This window comes from [Clostridium] aminophilum DSM 10710, assembly GCF_000711825.1.
GTDB lineage: Bacteria > Bacillota > Clostridia > Lachnospirales > Lachnospiraceae > Clostridium_R > Clostridium_R aminophilum.
On sequence record NZ_JONJ01000010.1, the window covers coordinates 43,391 to 59,813 of the forward strand.

Here is a 16,423-nt window from a genome sequence, read left to right on the forward strand (position 1 = left end):
AATAAGTCCCGGAGGACATAATATGGATAACGAGCGAAACAGGAAGGACGTCGATCGGGCCCCGGAGGCCGGATCGGACAGGAATCGGCTGATGCTCCTTACCGCGCGGTTTCTGATACCGATCGCGGAGAAGGCGGGGGTGATTCTGTGCGCCATTTTCCTGTTTCGTTTTTATGTGCCTTTCCTGGTCGCCTGGCTGATCGCAATGCTGATTCACCCGCTCGTGCATTTTCTGGAGCGGAAATTCCGGATCGGCAGGAGATACGGGTCCCTGGTCCTGATCGGAACCGTTCTGGCGGCAGTGTTCTATCTTCTGTGGAGGATTGGCCTGTGGGCATATCAGCTTTTTCTGTGGGCGCAGAGACAGTTTCCGGAATTGGCGGAGAAGATTCCGGACCAGTTTCGCGGTTCGGCGCCCGAGATCCGGAAAGTCCTCAGCGTGTTTCCGGACACTCTCGTCTACACGGTCGTCATTCTGGCCGGCTCCTACCTGTTCCTTGTCCACTATGACAGCTGCATCGCATTTTTGAGGAGGCATATGCCGAAACGGCTTACGGCATACGGGATCTTCCTGAAAGGTGAGGCGGGACGTCTGATCGGGGGATATTTCCTCGCACAGTTCAGGATCATGCTGGTGGTGATGGCGGTACTGATTGCCGGATTCCTGATCCTGAAGGTGAAATGGGCGCTTCTGCTGGCTTTTCTCATCTCGTTTCTGGATTTCCTGCCGGTATTCGGAACCGGGACGGCACTGCTTCCGTGGGCTGTATTCTCATTTTGGCAGAACGACTACCGGATGGCGGCGGGGTGTGTGATTCTCTGGGCGGTCACGCAGTTTCTCCGGCAGCTGATTCAGCCGAAGGTCGTGGGCGATACCATGGGACTGTCGCCGCTGATGACGCTTTTCCTCCTTTTTACCGGTTACCGTGTCTGCGGAATCGGCGGAATGATCCTCGCCGTTCCCATCGGAATTTTAATCGGACAGTTCTGGAAGCACGGCTTTTTTGACCGTGAGCGGGAAGCGTTCCGGGAACTGAGAAAAGAGTGGCACCGGATCCTGAGGTCGGAACCGGAGTCCTGTATGGATCCGGGGCAGAGTTCGAATTCGGATCCGGAGAAGCAGGAGGATGAAGGAAATGACGATATTCCGTCAGATTATAAACGGGATGAAGAAATGAAATGTTGACTTTTGGTAGAAGATCATGTAATATTTAGACAATTTCATAGAGCGTTTGAAACCGATGACGTGGAGATAACGTATCAGAAGGAATTCACAGAGAGCTGAAGATGGTGGAATTTCAGCATTATCACCCTGATGCAAATGGACCACAGAGGGCATCGTGAACACGGCGGAGCATCCGCCGCAAGTATTCGATGACGGGAGGACGTCGTTACAGTCCGGGAGTATGATGGTACTTCGCAAAAGGAGCACAGCAGGCCGGAAACGTGTCATGCTGTGAATCAAGGTGGCACCGCGCTGAATTCAGATTCAACGTCCTTGAGAGATGATCGGAAGATCTCTCTCAGGGGCGTTTTTGTGTTTCACATTTCCTGTGAAACACAAAATGCTCCGCGAGGATGCGCACGCCGCTGAAAGCAAATTCACTAAGCTCGAGAAAACCTCGCTAAGTGAATTTCCATGGCACGCACTAAGCTCGAAAAGACCTCGCTAAGAGCTTCGCCAAGGAAGCTGTCACCTTCCGGTGACCAGCGGCGGCGTCCGGATTGGTCGAATAACGCAGAAAGGCTGAGATTTTTATCTGGGAGAGGAGCGTATATGAAGATCCAGAAAATACCCGAAATGACATCCGAATATGGAAAAACCCGGCAGAACGGGATGGAGTCGGCACTTCCGGCACTGGAGGATGTGCGTAAGATGACCGCAGGAACCGACTGTCACCGGGTTCCGGTTTACCGTGAGCTTCCGGCAGATATGGTCACACCGATCATGGTTCTCCGGAAGCTGAAAAAGGTGTCCGAGCACTGCTTTATCCTTGAATCCGCAGAGGCACAGGAGCGATGGGGCAGGTATACATTTCTCGGCTACGATCCGACGCTGGAGATCCGGTGCCGCGCCGGAAAGATGAAGATCGGCGCGATCACGGTGGAGACAAAGGACCCTGCCTCCTACATCCGTCAGATCATGAAGGAACATAAGGCAGTGCGGATTCCGGAACTGCCGCCGTTTGCGGGCGGACTTGTCGGATATTTTTCCTACGATTATCTCAAATACGCAGAGCCGACGCTCGATCTGGACGCCAAGGATACCGAAGAATTCGAGGACATTGATCTGATGCTGTTTGAAAATGTGATCGTCTTCGACAACGTGAAGCAGAAAATCATCCTGATCTCCAACATGAACGTGGACGAAGGCGAAGCGGGTTATCACAGGGCGGAACGCAATCTGGCAGAGATGCGGGATCTGATCCTTTACGGAAAGCCCGCGGAGGATGTGCCGGGGAAACTGACTTCCGACATGACGCCGTATTTTGACAAAGAAGCCTACTGCGAAATGATCCGGAAGGCAAAGGATCACATCCACGAAGGCGACATTTTCCAGATCGTTCTCTCCAATCGGCTGGAGGGAAGTTTCGAGGGAACGCTTCTCAATACCTACCGGGTACTGCGGACCGTCAACCCGTCGCCGTATATGTTTTATCTTTCCGGGACCGATGTCGAGACGGCGGGCGCGTCGCCGGAAACGCTGGTAAGGCTCGAGGACGGCGTTCTGCACACCTTCCCGCTGGCGGGAACGAGACGGCGCGGAAAGACGCCGGAGGAGGATCGGGCGCTGGAAGAAGAGCTTCTCGCAGACGAAAAGGAACTGGCGGAGCACAACATGCTGGTGGACCTCGGCCGAAATGATCTCGGCCGCCTCTCGGAATTCGGAAGCGTTGAGGTGGAGCATTATCATCAGATTCTCCGTTTCTCCCATGTCATGCACATCGGCTCGACGGTGCGGGGAAACATCCGGGACGGCCTGGACGCGCTGGATACGATCGGTGCGGTTCTCCCGGCGGGAACGCTTTCGGGGGCGCCTAAGATCCGGGCCTGCCAGCTGATCAACGAACTGGAGGACAACCGGCGCGGCATCTACGGAGGTGCCATCGGTTATATCGATTTTACCGGCAATATGGACACCTGCATCGGCATACGCCTTGCCTATAAGAAAAACGGAAAGGTTTTTGTGAGAAGCGGAGCCGGAATCGTCGCGGACAGCGTGCCGGAAAAGGAGTATGAGGAGTGCATCAACAAGGCGGCCGCGGTCGTGAGAGCACTGGAGGAGGCAGACGGATATGATTTTGCTGATCGATAATTATGACAGTTTTTCCTACAATCTCTTTCAGCTTGTGGGAAGCATCGAGCCGGAGATCCGGGTCGTTCGGAACGATGAACTGACGGTGGCGGAGATTGCGGAACTTTCCCCGGAAGCGGTGATTCTGTCCCCGGGACCGGGAAGACCGGCGGATGCGGGTGTTCTGGAAGAAACCGTGCGGGAGCTGGGCGACCAGATTCCGATCCTGGGGGTCTGCCTCGGTGAGCAGGGAATCTGCGAGGCTTTCGGAGCTGAGATTGTATATGCGAAGAAAATGATGCACGGAAAGCAGTCGATGGCAAAACTGGACCGCTCCTGCCCACTCTTTGCGGGGCTGCCGGAGACGATTCCGGTGGCGCGGTATCACTCGCTGGCGGTCGATCCGAAGACTCTTCCGGAGGAACTGACGGTGACCGCCACGGCGGACGACGGGGAGGTTATGGCAGTGGCCCACAGGACGTATCCGGTCTACGGCGTGCAGTTCCATCCGGAATCCATCATGACGCCGGACGGGGTGAAGGTCCTGGAGAATTTTATCCGGCTTGCGAAAAAACGCCTTGAGAGCGAGAAGCAGAAGAAAGGAACACGAAACGCACCTTGAGAGCGAGGAGCGGAAGAAAGGAACGCGAAACGCACCTTGAGAGCGAGAAGCAGAAGAAAGGAACGCGAAACGCATCTTGAAGAGCGAGGAGCGGAAGAAAGGAACGCGAACGCACCTTGAGAGCAAGAAGCATAGTAACGGTTTGAAAAAAGACAGAACAGGGGGAAGACCATGATTAAAGAAGCGATTGAAAAGATTGTAAACAAGCAGGACCTGACCTATGACGAGGCAAAGACCGTGATGCTCGAGATCATGAGCGGAGAGACTTCCATGACACAGAACGGCGCATTTCTTGCGGCACTGAGCACGAAGTCGGCGAAGGCGGAAACCATCGATGAGATCTCGGGCTGCGCGGAGGCGATGCGGTCTCTCGCGACACCGGTACCGCACCCGGGAATGGAAGTGATGGAGATCGTGGGGACCGGAGGCGACGGAGCGCACAGCTTCAACATTTCCACCACATCTGCCATGGTGATTGCGTCGGCCGGCGTCAAGGTGGCAAAGCACGGAAACCGCGCGGCGTCCTCTCTGTGCGGCACCGCGGACTGCCTCGAAGCGCTGGGGGTCAACATCGCGCAGGATCCGGAAAAGGCGCAGCAGATGCTGAACGATGCGGGATTCTGCTTCCTGTTTGCACAGAAATATCACTCTGCGATGAAATACGTCGGCCCGGTCCGCAAGGAACTGGGATTCCGCACCGTATTCAACATCCTTGGTCCGATCACGAACCCGGCCCGGCCGGAAATGTTCCTTCTGGGCGTCTACGACGAGTATCTGGTGGAGCCGCTGGTAAAGGTTCTGGATTCCCTCGGGGTAAAACGGGCGATGGTGGTTTACGGACAGGAAAAGCTGGATGAGATCAGCGCCTGCGGCCCGACCACAATCTGCGAGCTTCGGAACGGATATTACCGCACCGGTGTGATTCGCCCGGAGGACTTCGGGTTGGCTTCCGGCACCAAAGACGAACTGGTCGGCGGCACGCCGGAAGAAAACGCGGAGATCACAAAGGGAATCCTTGGCGGCACAATCACAGGAACAAAGCGGAATGCCGTGCTGCTGAATGCCGGAGCGGCCCTCTTTGTGGCAGGAAAGGCGGAGAGCATCGGAGACGGCGTAAAGCTTGCGGACGAACTCATCCGCAGCGGAAAGGCAATGAAGACATTGAACCGGGTTGTGGAGTGCTCAAACTCCTGATCATTGAGGGAACGAACGGAAAAACGTACGGAAAGAGCGAATCGTGAGAACGCACAGAAGGCGTGAAACGAGAGAACGAACGGAGGCGCGAATCGAGGGAACGAACGGAAGGCGCGAATCGAGGGAACGAGTCGAAGAAACGTACGGAAACAGCGATGGGGGCGGGTATGAACATTTTAGAGAAACTGGCAGAACATGCGGCCGAACGGGTGGAAGCGTACCGGAGGGAAATTCCGCTTCCGGAGATGAAAGCAAGAGCCATTGAGGCGGCGGACAGGACCGGGAGTGCAGCATTTGCCTTTGAAAAAGCGCTTCGGGGCGAAGAGATCCGCTTCATCTGTGAGTGCAAAAAGGCATCTCCCTCCAAAGGACTGATCGCGCCGGACTTTCCTTACCGGGAGATTGCGGGAACATACGAGTCGGCCGGGGCAGCGGCGGTCTCCGTTCTGACGGAGCCGAAATGGTTTCTGGGAGCGGACCGGTATCTTCAGGAGATTGCGGAGACCGTCGGAATTCCTTGTCTCCGTAAGGATTTCACCGTCGATGAATACATGATCTGGCAGGCGAAGGTTCTCGGTGCCGGTGCCGTGCTTCTCATCTGTTCCATCACGGCCGAGGAGGACCTGAAACGCTATCTCGCCATCTGTGACCGGATAGGACTTTCGGCACTGACCGAGGCGCATGACGAGGACGAAGTGAAGATGGCGGTCCGCTGCGGCGCCCGGGTGATCGGCGTCAACAACCGGAATCTGAAAGATTTTACCGTGGATATTCGCAACAGCATCCGGCTTCGCGAAATGGCGCCGGAAGACGTGATCTTCGTGGCGGAGAGCGGAATCCGGACACCGGAAGACGTGGAGGAACTCCGGAAGAATGGCGTGAACGCGGTACTGATCGGAGAACAGCTGATGCGGGCCGGAGATCCGGCAGCGGAGCTTCGAAGACTTCGGGGAAAAGAACAGTGAGGACAAAGCGATGGCTATGATTAAGATATGCGGATTACGGGAGATGGAAGAGATCGGGGCCTTGAACCGTCTGAAGCCGGATTTCGCCGGCTTTGTGTTTGCACGGTCCTCTGCGCGGTACATTTCTCCGCAGAAAGCGGAAGAACTCCGGAAAAAACTCTGCACGGGCATCCGGTCGGTGGGCGTGTTCCGGGACAGCACGCCGGAAGAGATCGAATATGTGACGGAACACTGTCACGTCGATCTGGTGCAGCTTCACGGCCATGAGGGAAATGACATGATCCGCCGGCTCCAGAAAAAATACCGCGTGATCCGCGGTCTGGCGATTGAGCGGGAGTCGGACATCCGGCTGGCGGAACAAAGTCCTGCCGATTACATTTTGCTGGACCATGGTGCCGGTGGTACGGGAGAAACCTTTGACTGGTCCCTCCTGCAGTCCTGCAGAAGACCGTTTTTCCTGGCCGGAGGTCTCGGACCGGACAATGTGGCACAGGCGATCCAGGAGACCGGGGCCGCGGTGGTGGATGCCAGCAGCCTTCTGGAGACGGCGGGCCGGAAAGATCCCCGGAAGATGGAAGCCTTTGTCCGGGAGGCACGGACATGCCGCAGGAAATCTCGGACGTACAGTCGGAAAGAGGGAACAGACGGAGAGGAAAGTTTAGTGAGGGAAAATCAATGAAGAATAGCAACGGAAAATTCGGTATCCACGGCGGACAGTACATTCCGGAGACGCTGATGAATGCGGTGCACGAGCTCGAAGAGGCGTATAACCGCTATAAGGATGATCCGGAGTTCAGGAAAGAACTGCAGGATCTTCTGAACGATTATGCGGGAAGACCGAGCCGGTTATATTATGCGGAGAAGATGACAAAGGATCTGGGCGGCGCGAAGATCTATTTAAAGAGAGAAGATCTGAATCACACGGGAGCGCACAAGATCAACAACTGCCTGGGACAGGCGCTGCTTGCAAAGAAGATGGGAAAGACCCGTCTGATTGCGGAAACCGGCGCGGGCCAGCACGGCGTCGCGACGGCGACAGCTGCAGCTCTTCTCGGAATGGAATGCGTGGTTTTTATGGGGAAACTCGACTGTGAGCGCCAGGCACTCAACGTGTACAAAATGAAACTTTTAGGAGCAGACGTGGTTCCGGTGACGACGGGGACGGCGACGCTCAAGGATGCGGTTTCCGAGTGCATGAGGGAGTGGACTTCCCGGATCGACGATACCCACTATCTTCTGGGATCGGTGATGGGCCCGCACCCGTTTCCGACGATTGTCCGCGATTTTCAGGCGGTGATCTCCCGGGAGATCAAGGAACAGATTCTGGAAAAGGAAGGACGGCTTCCGGACGCGGTGATCGCCTGTGTCGGCGGCGGTTCCAATGCCATCGGAACCTTCTATCATTTTATCAGCGATGAGAGTGTGAAGCTCATTGGCTGTGAGGCGGCGGGCCGCGGAATCGATACCTTCGAGACGGCGGCAACCATCAATACCGGCCGGCTCGGCATTTTCCACGGGATGAAATCCTATTTCTGCCAGGACAAATACGGACAGATCGCGCCGGTCTACTCCATTTCGGCCGGGCTCGACTATCCGGGAATCGGGCCGGAGCACGCACATCTCCACGACATTGGCCGCGCGGAATATGTACCGGTAACGGACGATGAGGCGGTGGATGCGTTTGAGTATGTCTCCCGCACAGAAGGCATTATTCCGGCCATTGAGAGTTCCCATGCCCTCGCACACGCGATGAAGATTGCACCGGCCATGGGAAAGGATCAGATTCTTGTGATCACGGTTTCGGGCCGAGGCGATAAGGACTGCGCGGCGATCGCGAGATACCGCGGGCAGGAGATCCGTGAGTAGGGACCGTTCAAGAGATCCGTGAGTAGGGCTCGGCCGGAATACCGTGTGAGCCGGTCCGGCAGAGGATTTGATATTGCAGAAAAAGGAGAAGACAGTGAGCAGAATCGGAAATGCATTTAACGATCATAAAGCGTTCATCGCGTTTATTACCGCAGGAGATCCGGATATTCCGACGACAAAGAAAGCGATCATCGAGGCGGTGAGAAACGGTGCCGACCTGATTGAGATCGGAATTCCGTTTTCGGATCCGACGGCGGAGGGACCGGTGATCATGGAGGCGGACCGGAGAGCACTGGAAGGCGGCGTGACGACGGACGATATTTTTCAAATGACACAGGAACTACGGGAGGAGATCGCGATTCCGCTGGTCTATATGACCTATGCCAATGTGGTTTTTTCCTACGGAATGGAACTCTTTGCCGCAAAGGCGAAGGAGGCCGGGATCGACGGCGTGATCCTGCCGGACGTTCCGTTTGAGGAGAAAGATGAGTTTGACGCGGCGTTTGCGGCCGAGGGGATTGACCTGATCTCCATGATCGCGCCGACGTCGGGTGAACGGATCGCGCAGATCGCGAAGGAAGCGAAAGGGTTTATTTACATGGTATCGTCTCTCGGCGTCACGGGCACAAGAACGAACATTACGACGGATATCGGGAAAATGACGGAGATCGTCCGGGCCAATACCGACGTCCCGTGTGCAGTCGGCTTCGGCATCTCCACACCGGAGCAGGCGGAAAACATGGCGAAAGCGTCGGACGGCGCCATCGTCGGCTCCGCGATCATCAAGATTCTCGCGCAGTACGGAAAAGAGGCGCCGGAACATGTTGGAGCATATGTGAAAGGGATGGCGGAAGCAGTACACCGCTAAGATAGAGAGCACATGCGTAAAAAAGACGCAGGAACCGGCTGATGGTTCCTGCGTCTTTTCGCTCGTTGTGCGCCCGGCGGCGCACGTTTTCTAACGGGTGAAAGTCCCGAATCCGCCCGGTAGTGGGAAGGATATAGCCGAAGGCAAGGGTGTCCATCGCGAGATGGAATCTGAAGGAAGCCGGATGTGGGAACAGACTAACCACGGGCAAACCTCTGGCCTGACGAACAGAAACCACATATGAGGTTACGCATGAGGGTAAGACTGCAACACAAGCCGAAGCCCAATAACTACACGGAATCATGTGGGATAAATGTGGCAGGTAGGTGGAGGGAAAGAAACGTGTGGTACCCGGGGAGATCTGCATGGAACGCTTCGAAAGGAGTAAACGTCGCACAAGGAAAACGAGGCGGCGCTGAGCATGCAGAAGTCAGCAGAGGCCATAGTAGCCGAGAGGTGAAGGGCCGAATCAGTAGGAGTCTTTAGTACGACCGAGAAAGGGGGGGAATGCGCACATGGATGCAGAAAACATCAGCAATGATGGCTGCTCACAAAGAGATAGTGCGGAACACAAAGGGTATGTGAGAGCGCATCGCTCATTCAACCGGATATGGAAGGAAAGGGACAGTGCACAGCCGGATCTTTTGGAGAAGATACTGGAAAAAGGCAACCTTAACAGAGCTTTTAAGAGAGTGAAGGCAAACAAGGGAGCGCCGGGAGTCGATGGGATGACCATTGACGAGACGCTTCAGTGGCTGAGGGAACACAACCACGAACTGGTTGACAGGATCAGACGCGGCAAGTACACGCCGAAGCCTGTCAGACGGGTGGAGATTCCGAAGCCGGACAGAGGGGTGCGAAAGCTTGGCATTCCTACCGTCACAGACCGTACCATCCAACAGGCCATGACACAGCAAATGATACCGATCTACGAGCCACTGTTCTCGGACGGAAGCTACGGCTACCGACCGGGACGGAGCGCCAAAGACGCCATTCGGAAGGTGAAGGAGTATGCGGAACAGGGCTACACCCATGCAGTAAGCCTCGATCTATCGAAATACTTCGACACCCTCAACCACGAGATTCTTGTGAACCTTCTGCGGAAAGAGATCAGGGACGAGCGAGTCATTCAGATGGTAAAGAGGTACCTCAGAAGTGGTGTTATGGAAAACGGAGTGGTCATCGACACTGAGGAGGGATCACCACAGGGAGGAAACCTTTCCCCGCTGCTGGCGAACGTCTACCTCAATGAGTTCGATCAGGAGTATCTGAAACGGGGAGTTCCGTGCATCCGCTACGCGGACGATATCGTCCTGTTGGCGAAGAGTGAACGAGCCGCAAAGAGACTTTTGGAGACGAGCACGAAGTATCTTGAAGGAACCCTGAAGTTAAAAGTGAACCAAGAGAAGAGCCGTGTCGTCAGCGTGTTTGCGATCCGAAATTTTAAATATCTCGGTTTTGCACTGGGAAGGAATGGCGGAGGAATATATGTCCGCGTTCATCTGAAGTCGATGAAGAAGTTCAAAGACCATCTGCGCGAATACTCTTCCCGTAGACGCTGTCAGAGCATCAGACCAAGCCTGGAAAAGATCAAGGTCTATGTCAGAGGGTGGATGAACTACTACGGAATCGCAAGCATGAAGAATCCGATCGATGATCTCAACGGATGGCTGTACCGACGGATCCGCATGTGCATCTGGAAGCAGTGGAAACTGCCAAGGACTAAGAAACGGCATCTCATAAACCTTGGGATACAGGAGTACTATGCACACATGGCGGCTAACAGTCGAAAAGGCTACTGGAGAACGGTCAACACGACAACGGTAAAACGAGCGTTGTCAAAAGAAAGACTGATACGTTCAGGCTTCTATGACTTAGCCATTGCGTATCAGTCAGTGCACGTCAACTATTGAAAGCGCCGTATACCGAACGGTACGTACGGTGCTGTGAGAGGACGGGGGCTAATCACCCCCTCCTACTCGATTGGCCCGGCTGCCGCGCAGGCGGGAATGCACTAACTCGAAAAAACGCGTTACGTGCGTAAAAAAAGAACACCCAGCCGAAGACGACCGGGTGTTTTTCGGATCTCCGAGCAGGCACTGGTTGGATACCTAAAGGGAGATGATCCTGAACAGATTTCGCGGATGGCGCGCGTAAACGGAGTAATACGTTTGGAATTTCGAGGTTTCTTTGGTATTATGCGTCATCGTAAAAACCTGTCAAGAAAGCTTTTATAACCGTTCAATAAGTTAATGCACAAAGCACAGTCTTTATTGCACGTTCATCGAAAAAAATAAATTTTTCCAACGATTACACACATTTTATTACGAAATGGCGTTTCCGTCAAGTTTCGGCAGTTTTGCCGCCGAGAGTGTTATTCGGAAAATCCCGGTCCAGATCATAGCCGAGAATCTGCAGATAATTCTCAATCAGCCGCACGGTACCGGTGATTCCGGTTTTGTCCGTGTGGATGACAAGGTCGTAATCTTCCGGATTATCCCAGCTTCTGCCGGTGTAATAGCGATAGTAGTCGCGCCGCTCGCGGTCAATGCGTTTGATGTTTTTGTCGAGCTCATTCGGCAGATAGAGATTCATGGCAGCAACACGCTTTTTCCGTAATTCAAAGGAGGCATTCAGATGAATCCGGATCAGATCCTCCCGGCCGTCCAGAACATAATTGGCGCACCGGCCGATGATGATGCAGGATTCTTCTGTCGCCAGTCTGCGGATGACATTGGACTGAAAACGGAAGAGGTTGTCCGCGGAAACCAGATCGGATCCGAAGGACGGGCGGCTGATCTCCGGCGCCATGCTTCCGATGATGCGATAGAGGAGGCGGTTGCCGGCTTTCTCGTCAGCAATATGGAAGTAGCTTTCCTTGATGCCGCTCTCGTCGGATGTCATGCGGAGAATGCTCTTGTCGTACAGATTGATGCCGAGATCTTTGGCAAGCAATGCGCCGATATCGGCACCTCCGCTGCCGAACTGACGTGAAATCGTGATGACCACTTTTTTATCTGTCATGGAAATGCCTCCTGTGAATCAATCGAGAATTACAGACCTTCGATCTCGCCGCTGAAAACTTCCGTTGCCGGACCGGTCATATAAATGCAGTTGTCGGTGCGGTTCCACTCGATGGTGAGGGTTCCGCCGAGAACTTTTACGTCAACCCTGTCATCGACAACGCCGTGAAGCATTGCGGCAGCCGCACATGCACAGCAACCGGTGCCGCAGGCAAGTGTCTCGCCGGAGCCGCGCTCCCAGACGCGCATGTCAATGTGACCGCGGTCTACCACATGGATGAATTCCGTGTTGGTGCGGTCCGGAAAACGCCCATGTGTCTCAAAGGACGGTCCGATCTTCGGAAGATCCATGGTCCACGGGTCCTCCACAAAGACAACGGCGTGCGGATTGCCCATGGAAATGCCGGTAAATTTCCATTCCTTTCCGTCCACGCAAATGACCTCATCGAGTTCGGACGTCTGTTCCGGCTGGCCCATATTGACGGTGACGGAAGAAACCTTTCCGTTTTCGACGGTCATCTTCAGATGCTTGATTCCCGAGCCGGTTGCGACATCGATTTCCGGGTGGTCGACAATTCCATGATCATAGACATATTTGCCGACACAGCGGATTCCGTTTCCGCACATGGCACCCCTGGAACCGTCGGCGTTGTACATATCCATCTCACAGTCTGCAATCCCGGACGGGCGGATGATGATCAGGCCGTCGGAACCGATGCCGAAATGACGGTCGGAGACGCGGATTGCCGCTGCGGAAGGATCTTTTACCAGTTCGCGGAATCCGTTGACATAGACATAATCATTGCCGCATCCGTGCATTTTTGTAAATTTCATAGAAAAACCTTTCTGTGTATTGCTGGAACAAAGGAACATCGGGCGAAGGTCAGGCCAGCGCCCGAAGCTGTTCGCAAAGCTCATTGGAGAGAGTGATCTCACCGGTGTATCCGACATCGCACATCATGAAGATCTCGCCGTTTTCGGAGATTTCAACCTGAAGTGTGCCTCCCGGCATATGAACATACATGTTCCGGTCTGCCAGACCCATGCGGTATGCCGCGCAGGCCGCCGCGCAGGCACAGGTTCCGGAAGAAAGGGTGTAACCGGCACCGCGCTCAAAGATCTCGATCTGAATATTGGTGCGGTCGAGCACATTTAACAGCTGTGTGTTGACCTTTTCCGGGAAATACGGTGCGGTCTCGGAGACCTGTCCGATCCGGCATACGAGATCTTTGGAAATGTCATTCATCCAGATGACGCAGTGCGGATTGCCCAGAGAAAGGCAGGTTGTGACATACGGAATACTGCCGAAGGTCATGACTTCGTTGATGATCTCGCGGCGGCTTCCGGTAACCGGAATCTCATCGCTCCAGAAGGTCGGTTTTCCCATGGAAACCTTGAGACGCGTGTTCTGCTCGTTTTCGTAGACAACGGTCTCCTCACCGGAGGCGGAATCAAAAGATGCCGTGTTTTTCTCAACATATCCGTGGTCGCGGAGATACCGCGCGAAGATTGCCATACCGTTTCCGCCCTTCGGCGCTTCGCTTCCGTCTGAATTGTAGATTTTGACGCCGAGGCGGTCATTATCAAAACACGGTCCAACCAGAACACCGTCGGCACCGATGCCGAAATGGCGGTCGCAGAGTTTTGCGATGGCCTTCGGACCGAGCGCCATTTTGTTGCGGGCCGGATCGTAGATCAGATAGTCATTACCCATGCAGTGATACTTCTGAATGGTGAACTGTTCCATGTCGAATCACTCCTGTCTTCATGCTGAAAAATCGTCATTACCTCTTTGTATTATATCCGAATTGTTGGAAAAAAACTATATAATCCGTATTTTGACAGGCGAAAAGATGATACAATAGAAAGCGGTCAAAACAGGAAAAATGAGGACAGACAAATGAAAGAAATGAAAGCGGAACCGGAGCTGAAAGAGGTAGCCGAAGCCATTGGCAGAGCACTGGAGATTGATCCGGAGGGGATACGGGAGAATACGGTATTTACGGAAGACCTGTACGCGGATTCCTTTGACATGGCAATGATCCTGACGGAAGCGGACGAGACCTTCGGGACAATGCTTCCGACGGAACTGGCGGAGACGCTGATTACCGTTCGGGATCTGATGGACGCCATCCGGATGTACCGGGACCTTCCGGCCCCGGAGAAACCGGTCAGATGGTTCTCCGGAAGAGAATATTGATCGGATTTGTCGTGGATTTGTTGACATCGTCCGATTGCCGTCGTATAATTCGGTCAGAAAATAAAAATATTTGATAATCTTCAGGGCGGGGTGCAATTCCCGACCGGCGGTAAAGCCCGCGAGCCGAAAGGCATGATCCGGTGAGATTCCGGGGCCGACAGTAAAGTCTGGATGGAAGAAGATGGTCGCACATGAGAGATCGGTGTATCTTTCGTGATTTTTGATGTGTATTTCGCCCTGCAGTATGCTGTACTGCAGGGCGTTTTGTGTTATGGGAGGTGTCTTGGAACGCTTCTGCGGCTCAGACGATTCCCGCATCTCCCCGGTGCTCCGGGGAGGGTAAAACGACATTTGCCTGCGGACTTTGTTCCGGCAATACACTTCCATCCGCCCGGTTCCGGGTATGTATCCCCTGAAGAGGAAAGGAACTCAATGAAAACAGAATATGACGCGGCATTTATGCGTCGGGCGATCGAACTGGCAAAAAAGGGAAATCCATTTTGCCATCCGAATCCCCTGGTCGGTGCCGTCATCGTCCGGGACGGACGGATTCTTGCCGAAGGCTGGCATGCGCGGTACGGTGGACTTCACGCAGAGCGGGAGGCCATTCGCAGCCTTACGGAACCGGCGGACGGCGCTGCGCTCTATGTGACGTTGGAGCCGTGCTGCCATCAGGGAAAACAGCCGCCCTGCACGGATGCGGTGATCTCCGCGGGGATCCGGACGGTGGTGATCGGATCCCGGGATCCGAATCCGAAGGTGGCCGGCAAAGGAGTGAAAAAACTCCGGGAGGCAGGCATTACCGTGTATGAGGATGTTCTGAAGGACGAGTGTGACGCCCTGAATCCGGTCTTTTTTCACTACATCACAAAGAAGATGCCCTATGTCCGGTATAAGTTCGCCATGACGGCGGACGGAAATACGGCGGTGCAAAGCGGGGAATCCAAATGGATCAGCGGACCGGCATCCCGGGAACTGGTGCAGCGGATGCGGAGTGAAAATATGGGCATCATGGTCGGAATCGGAACGGTTCTGGCGGATGATCCGATGCTCACCTGCCGGTTGGAGGGGGAAAACTTCCGGAATCCCATCCGGATCATTCTGGACAGCCGGCTGAGGATTCCCATGGATTCCAGGATCGTGCGGACCGCGGGAGAATATCCGACGATTGTCTGCGCAGCGGAACGGAGTGCGTCCGGGGATGAGAAGACTGTGACAGCAGACAAGGACCGGTATGCAGCAGAGAAGGGGAATACTGTGCCGGAAGACAAGGACCGGGATGCAGCGGAGGAAGGGAATATCGTGCCGGCAGACCCTTCCGAAGAACAGAAGGAAAAAGAGAATGCATTACGCCGTGCGGGAATCACGGTTCTGCGGATTCCGGTCAACCGGAAAACGGGCCGGCCGGATCTGAAAACGCTGATGGCCCGGCTGGCGGAACGGGAGATCGACAGCATCCTGCTGGAAGGCGGCGGAACGCTGGCCGCGAATGCACTCCGCGAGGGGATCATTCAGGAGGCGGACGCCTTTATCGCGCCGAAGCTTTTCGGCGGGCGGGGACATGCGCCGATGGAGGGCGAGGGCGTCGCGCTTCCGGAGGAGGCGTGGAAACTGGAGATCATGGAAATCCGGCGTTTTGCGGATGACTTCTTTATCCGTTACCGCGTAAAGGAGGAAGACGATGTTTACGGGGATCATTGAGGAAACCGGTACGATTCGCCGGATGGAACTCCGCGGCAATTCCGGTGTCATCGATGTGGAAGCGCATGGGATTATGGACGATGTGCAGGTCGGCGACAGCATTGCCGTGAACGGCGTCTGCCTGACCGCGTTTGAAGTTCGGCCGGACGGATTTCGCGCCGACGTCATGGCGGAGACCGTGCGGAGAAGTTCCCTCGGAACGCTTTTGCCGGGGCAGTATGTGAATCTGGAGCGGGCAATGGCAGCAGGAAGGCGATTTGGCGGCCATATCGTGACCGGCCACATTGACGGCACCGGTGTGATCACCGGAAGGCGAATAGAAGAAAACGCGGTGTGGGTGACAATCGAACCGAAGGATAGAGATTTCATGCTGATTGTGGAGAAAGGGTCCGTGGCGATCGACGGAATCAGTCTCACTGTGGCGAAAAAAGACCGGAACTCTTTTTCCGTCAGCGTGATCCCCCATACGGGGGGAGAAACAACGCTTCTGGAAAAGGCGGAAGGGCAAACGGTCAATCTCGAGTATGACATCGTCGGAAAATATGTACAGGAACTGCTGAAACCCATGGCGGTTGCGGAGGGCGGAGTCTCCGGAGGGAAAGAAACGTATCAGGGCGGAAGCACGCTCACAATGGAAATGCTGAAGGAGTACGGGTTTTGACGGAGGTAACTCAAACGGATGAAACGAA

At 54.8% G+C, this 16,423-nt stretch carries 15 protein-coding genes and 1 riboswitch; of the genes, 12 read left to right on the forward strand and 3 right to left on the reverse strand.

Features of this window, described 5'->3' with window-relative positions:
* Positions 1-22 precede the first annotated feature (22 nt).
* The 9 genes from BR86_RS0108285 (at position 23) to ltrA (ending at position 10,723) form a co-directional block, all read left to right on the forward strand.
* Complete coding sequence (locus tag BR86_RS0108285) at positions 23-1,186, forward strand: AI-2E family transporter (RefSeq protein ID WP_051684689.1); 1,164 nt, start codon at positions 23-25, stop codon at positions 1,184-1,186.
* Positions 1,187-1,837: 651 nt separating this feature from the next.
* Positions 1,838-3,316 (forward strand): anthranilate synthase component I, encoded by a 1,479-nt coding sequence (gene trpE / locus BR86_RS0108290; protein WP_031472953.1) that lies wholly within the window; start codon positions 1,838-1,840, stop codon positions 3,314-3,316.
* Positions 3,297-3,917 (forward strand): anthranilate synthase component II, encoded by a 621-nt coding sequence (locus tag BR86_RS0108295; protein WP_051684690.1) that lies wholly within the window; start codon positions 3,297-3,299, stop codon positions 3,915-3,917. The genes trpE and BR86_RS0108295 overlap by 20 nt, the downstream gene beginning before the upstream one ends.
* A 171-nt stretch (positions 3,918-4,088) precedes the next feature.
* Complete coding sequence (trpD, locus tag BR86_RS0108300) at positions 4,089-5,111, forward strand: anthranilate phosphoribosyltransferase (RefSeq protein WP_031472958.1); 1,023 nt, start codon at positions 4,089-4,091, stop codon at positions 5,109-5,111.
* Positions 5,112-5,278: 167 nt separating this feature from the next.
* A complete protein-coding gene (gene trpC / locus BR86_RS0108305) occupies positions 5,279-6,076 on the forward strand; it encodes an indole-3-glycerol phosphate synthase TrpC (RefSeq protein ID WP_031472960.1) in 798 nt (265 codons plus the stop codon).
* Between the two features lie 10 nt (positions 6,077-6,086).
* Positions 6,087-6,755 carry a phosphoribosylanthranilate isomerase gene (locus BR86_RS0108310; RefSeq protein ID WP_051684691.1) on the forward strand — a complete coding sequence of 223 codons (669 nt, stop codon included), beginning with the start codon at positions 6,087-6,089 and terminating at the stop codon, positions 6,753-6,755.
* Positions 6,752-7,942: a tryptophan synthase subunit beta gene (trpB, locus tag BR86_RS0108315; protein WP_031472963.1), complete on the forward strand. Its 1,191-nt coding sequence runs from the start codon at positions 6,752-6,754 to the stop codon at positions 7,940-7,942. Before BR86_RS0108310 ends, trpB begins: the two co-directional genes overlap by 4 nt.
* 94 nt (positions 7,943-8,036) lie before the next feature.
* Complete coding sequence (gene trpA / locus BR86_RS0108320) at positions 8,037-8,810, forward strand: tryptophan synthase subunit alpha (RefSeq protein ID WP_031472965.1); 774 nt, start codon at positions 8,037-8,039, stop codon at positions 8,808-8,810.
* Positions 8,811-9,325: 515 nt separating this feature from the next.
* A complete protein-coding gene (gene ltrA, locus BR86_RS0108325) occupies positions 9,326-10,723 on the forward strand; it encodes a group II intron reverse transcriptase/maturase (protein WP_031472967.1) in 1,398 nt (465 codons plus the stop codon).
* Between the two features lie 430 nt (positions 10,724-11,153).
* Here the strand turns inward: ltrA and BR86_RS0108330 are convergent, their stop codons facing one another.
* From BR86_RS0108330 to dapF (BR86_RS0108340), 3 genes are read right to left on the reverse strand one after another with little or no spacing between them, the layout of a single operon-like run.
* Positions 11,154-11,834, reverse strand: coding sequence for a cytidylate kinase-like family protein (locus BR86_RS0108330; RefSeq protein WP_051684692.1), 681 nt, complete (start codon positions 11,832-11,834; stop codon positions 11,154-11,156).
* 29 nt (positions 11,835-11,863) lie between these two features.
* Entirely contained in the window at positions 11,864-12,667 is an 804-nt protein-coding gene (dapF, locus tag BR86_RS0108335; RefSeq protein ID WP_031472971.1) for a diaminopimelate epimerase, read from the reverse strand.
* A gap of 49 nt (positions 12,668-12,716) precedes the next feature.
* On the reverse strand, positions 12,717-13,580 hold the full coding sequence (dapF, locus tag BR86_RS0108340; RefSeq protein ID WP_031472973.1) for a diaminopimelate epimerase: 864 nt from the start codon (positions 13,578-13,580) through the stop codon (positions 12,717-12,719).
* A 153-nt stretch (positions 13,581-13,733) separates the two neighbouring features.
* Here dapF (BR86_RS0108340) and BR86_RS0108345 point away from each other — a divergent pair, with 153 nt between their 5' ends.
* The 3 genes from BR86_RS0108345 (at position 13,734) to BR86_RS0108355 (ending at position 16,395) form a co-directional block, all read left to right on the forward strand.
* Positions 13,734-14,033: a phosphopantetheine-binding protein gene (locus tag BR86_RS0108345; protein WP_051684693.1), complete on the forward strand. Its 300-nt coding sequence runs from the start codon at positions 13,734-13,736 to the stop codon at positions 14,031-14,033.
* Positions 14,034-14,105: 72 nt separating this feature from the next.
* Positions 14,106-14,220: riboswitch (FMN riboswitch) on the forward strand.
* A gap of 245 nt (positions 14,221-14,465) precedes the next feature.
* Positions 14,466-15,734, forward strand: coding sequence for a bifunctional diaminohydroxyphosphoribosylaminopyrimidine deaminase/5-amino-6-(5-phosphoribosylamino)uracil reductase RibD (gene ribD, locus BR86_RS14660; protein WP_038288298.1), 1,269 nt, complete (start codon positions 14,466-14,468; stop codon positions 15,732-15,734).
* Entirely contained in the window at positions 15,715-16,395 is a 681-nt protein-coding gene (locus BR86_RS0108355) for a riboflavin synthase (RefSeq protein WP_031472979.1), read from the forward strand. Before ribD ends, BR86_RS0108355 begins: the two co-directional genes overlap by 20 nt.
* Positions 16,396-16,423 lie beyond the last annotated feature (28 nt).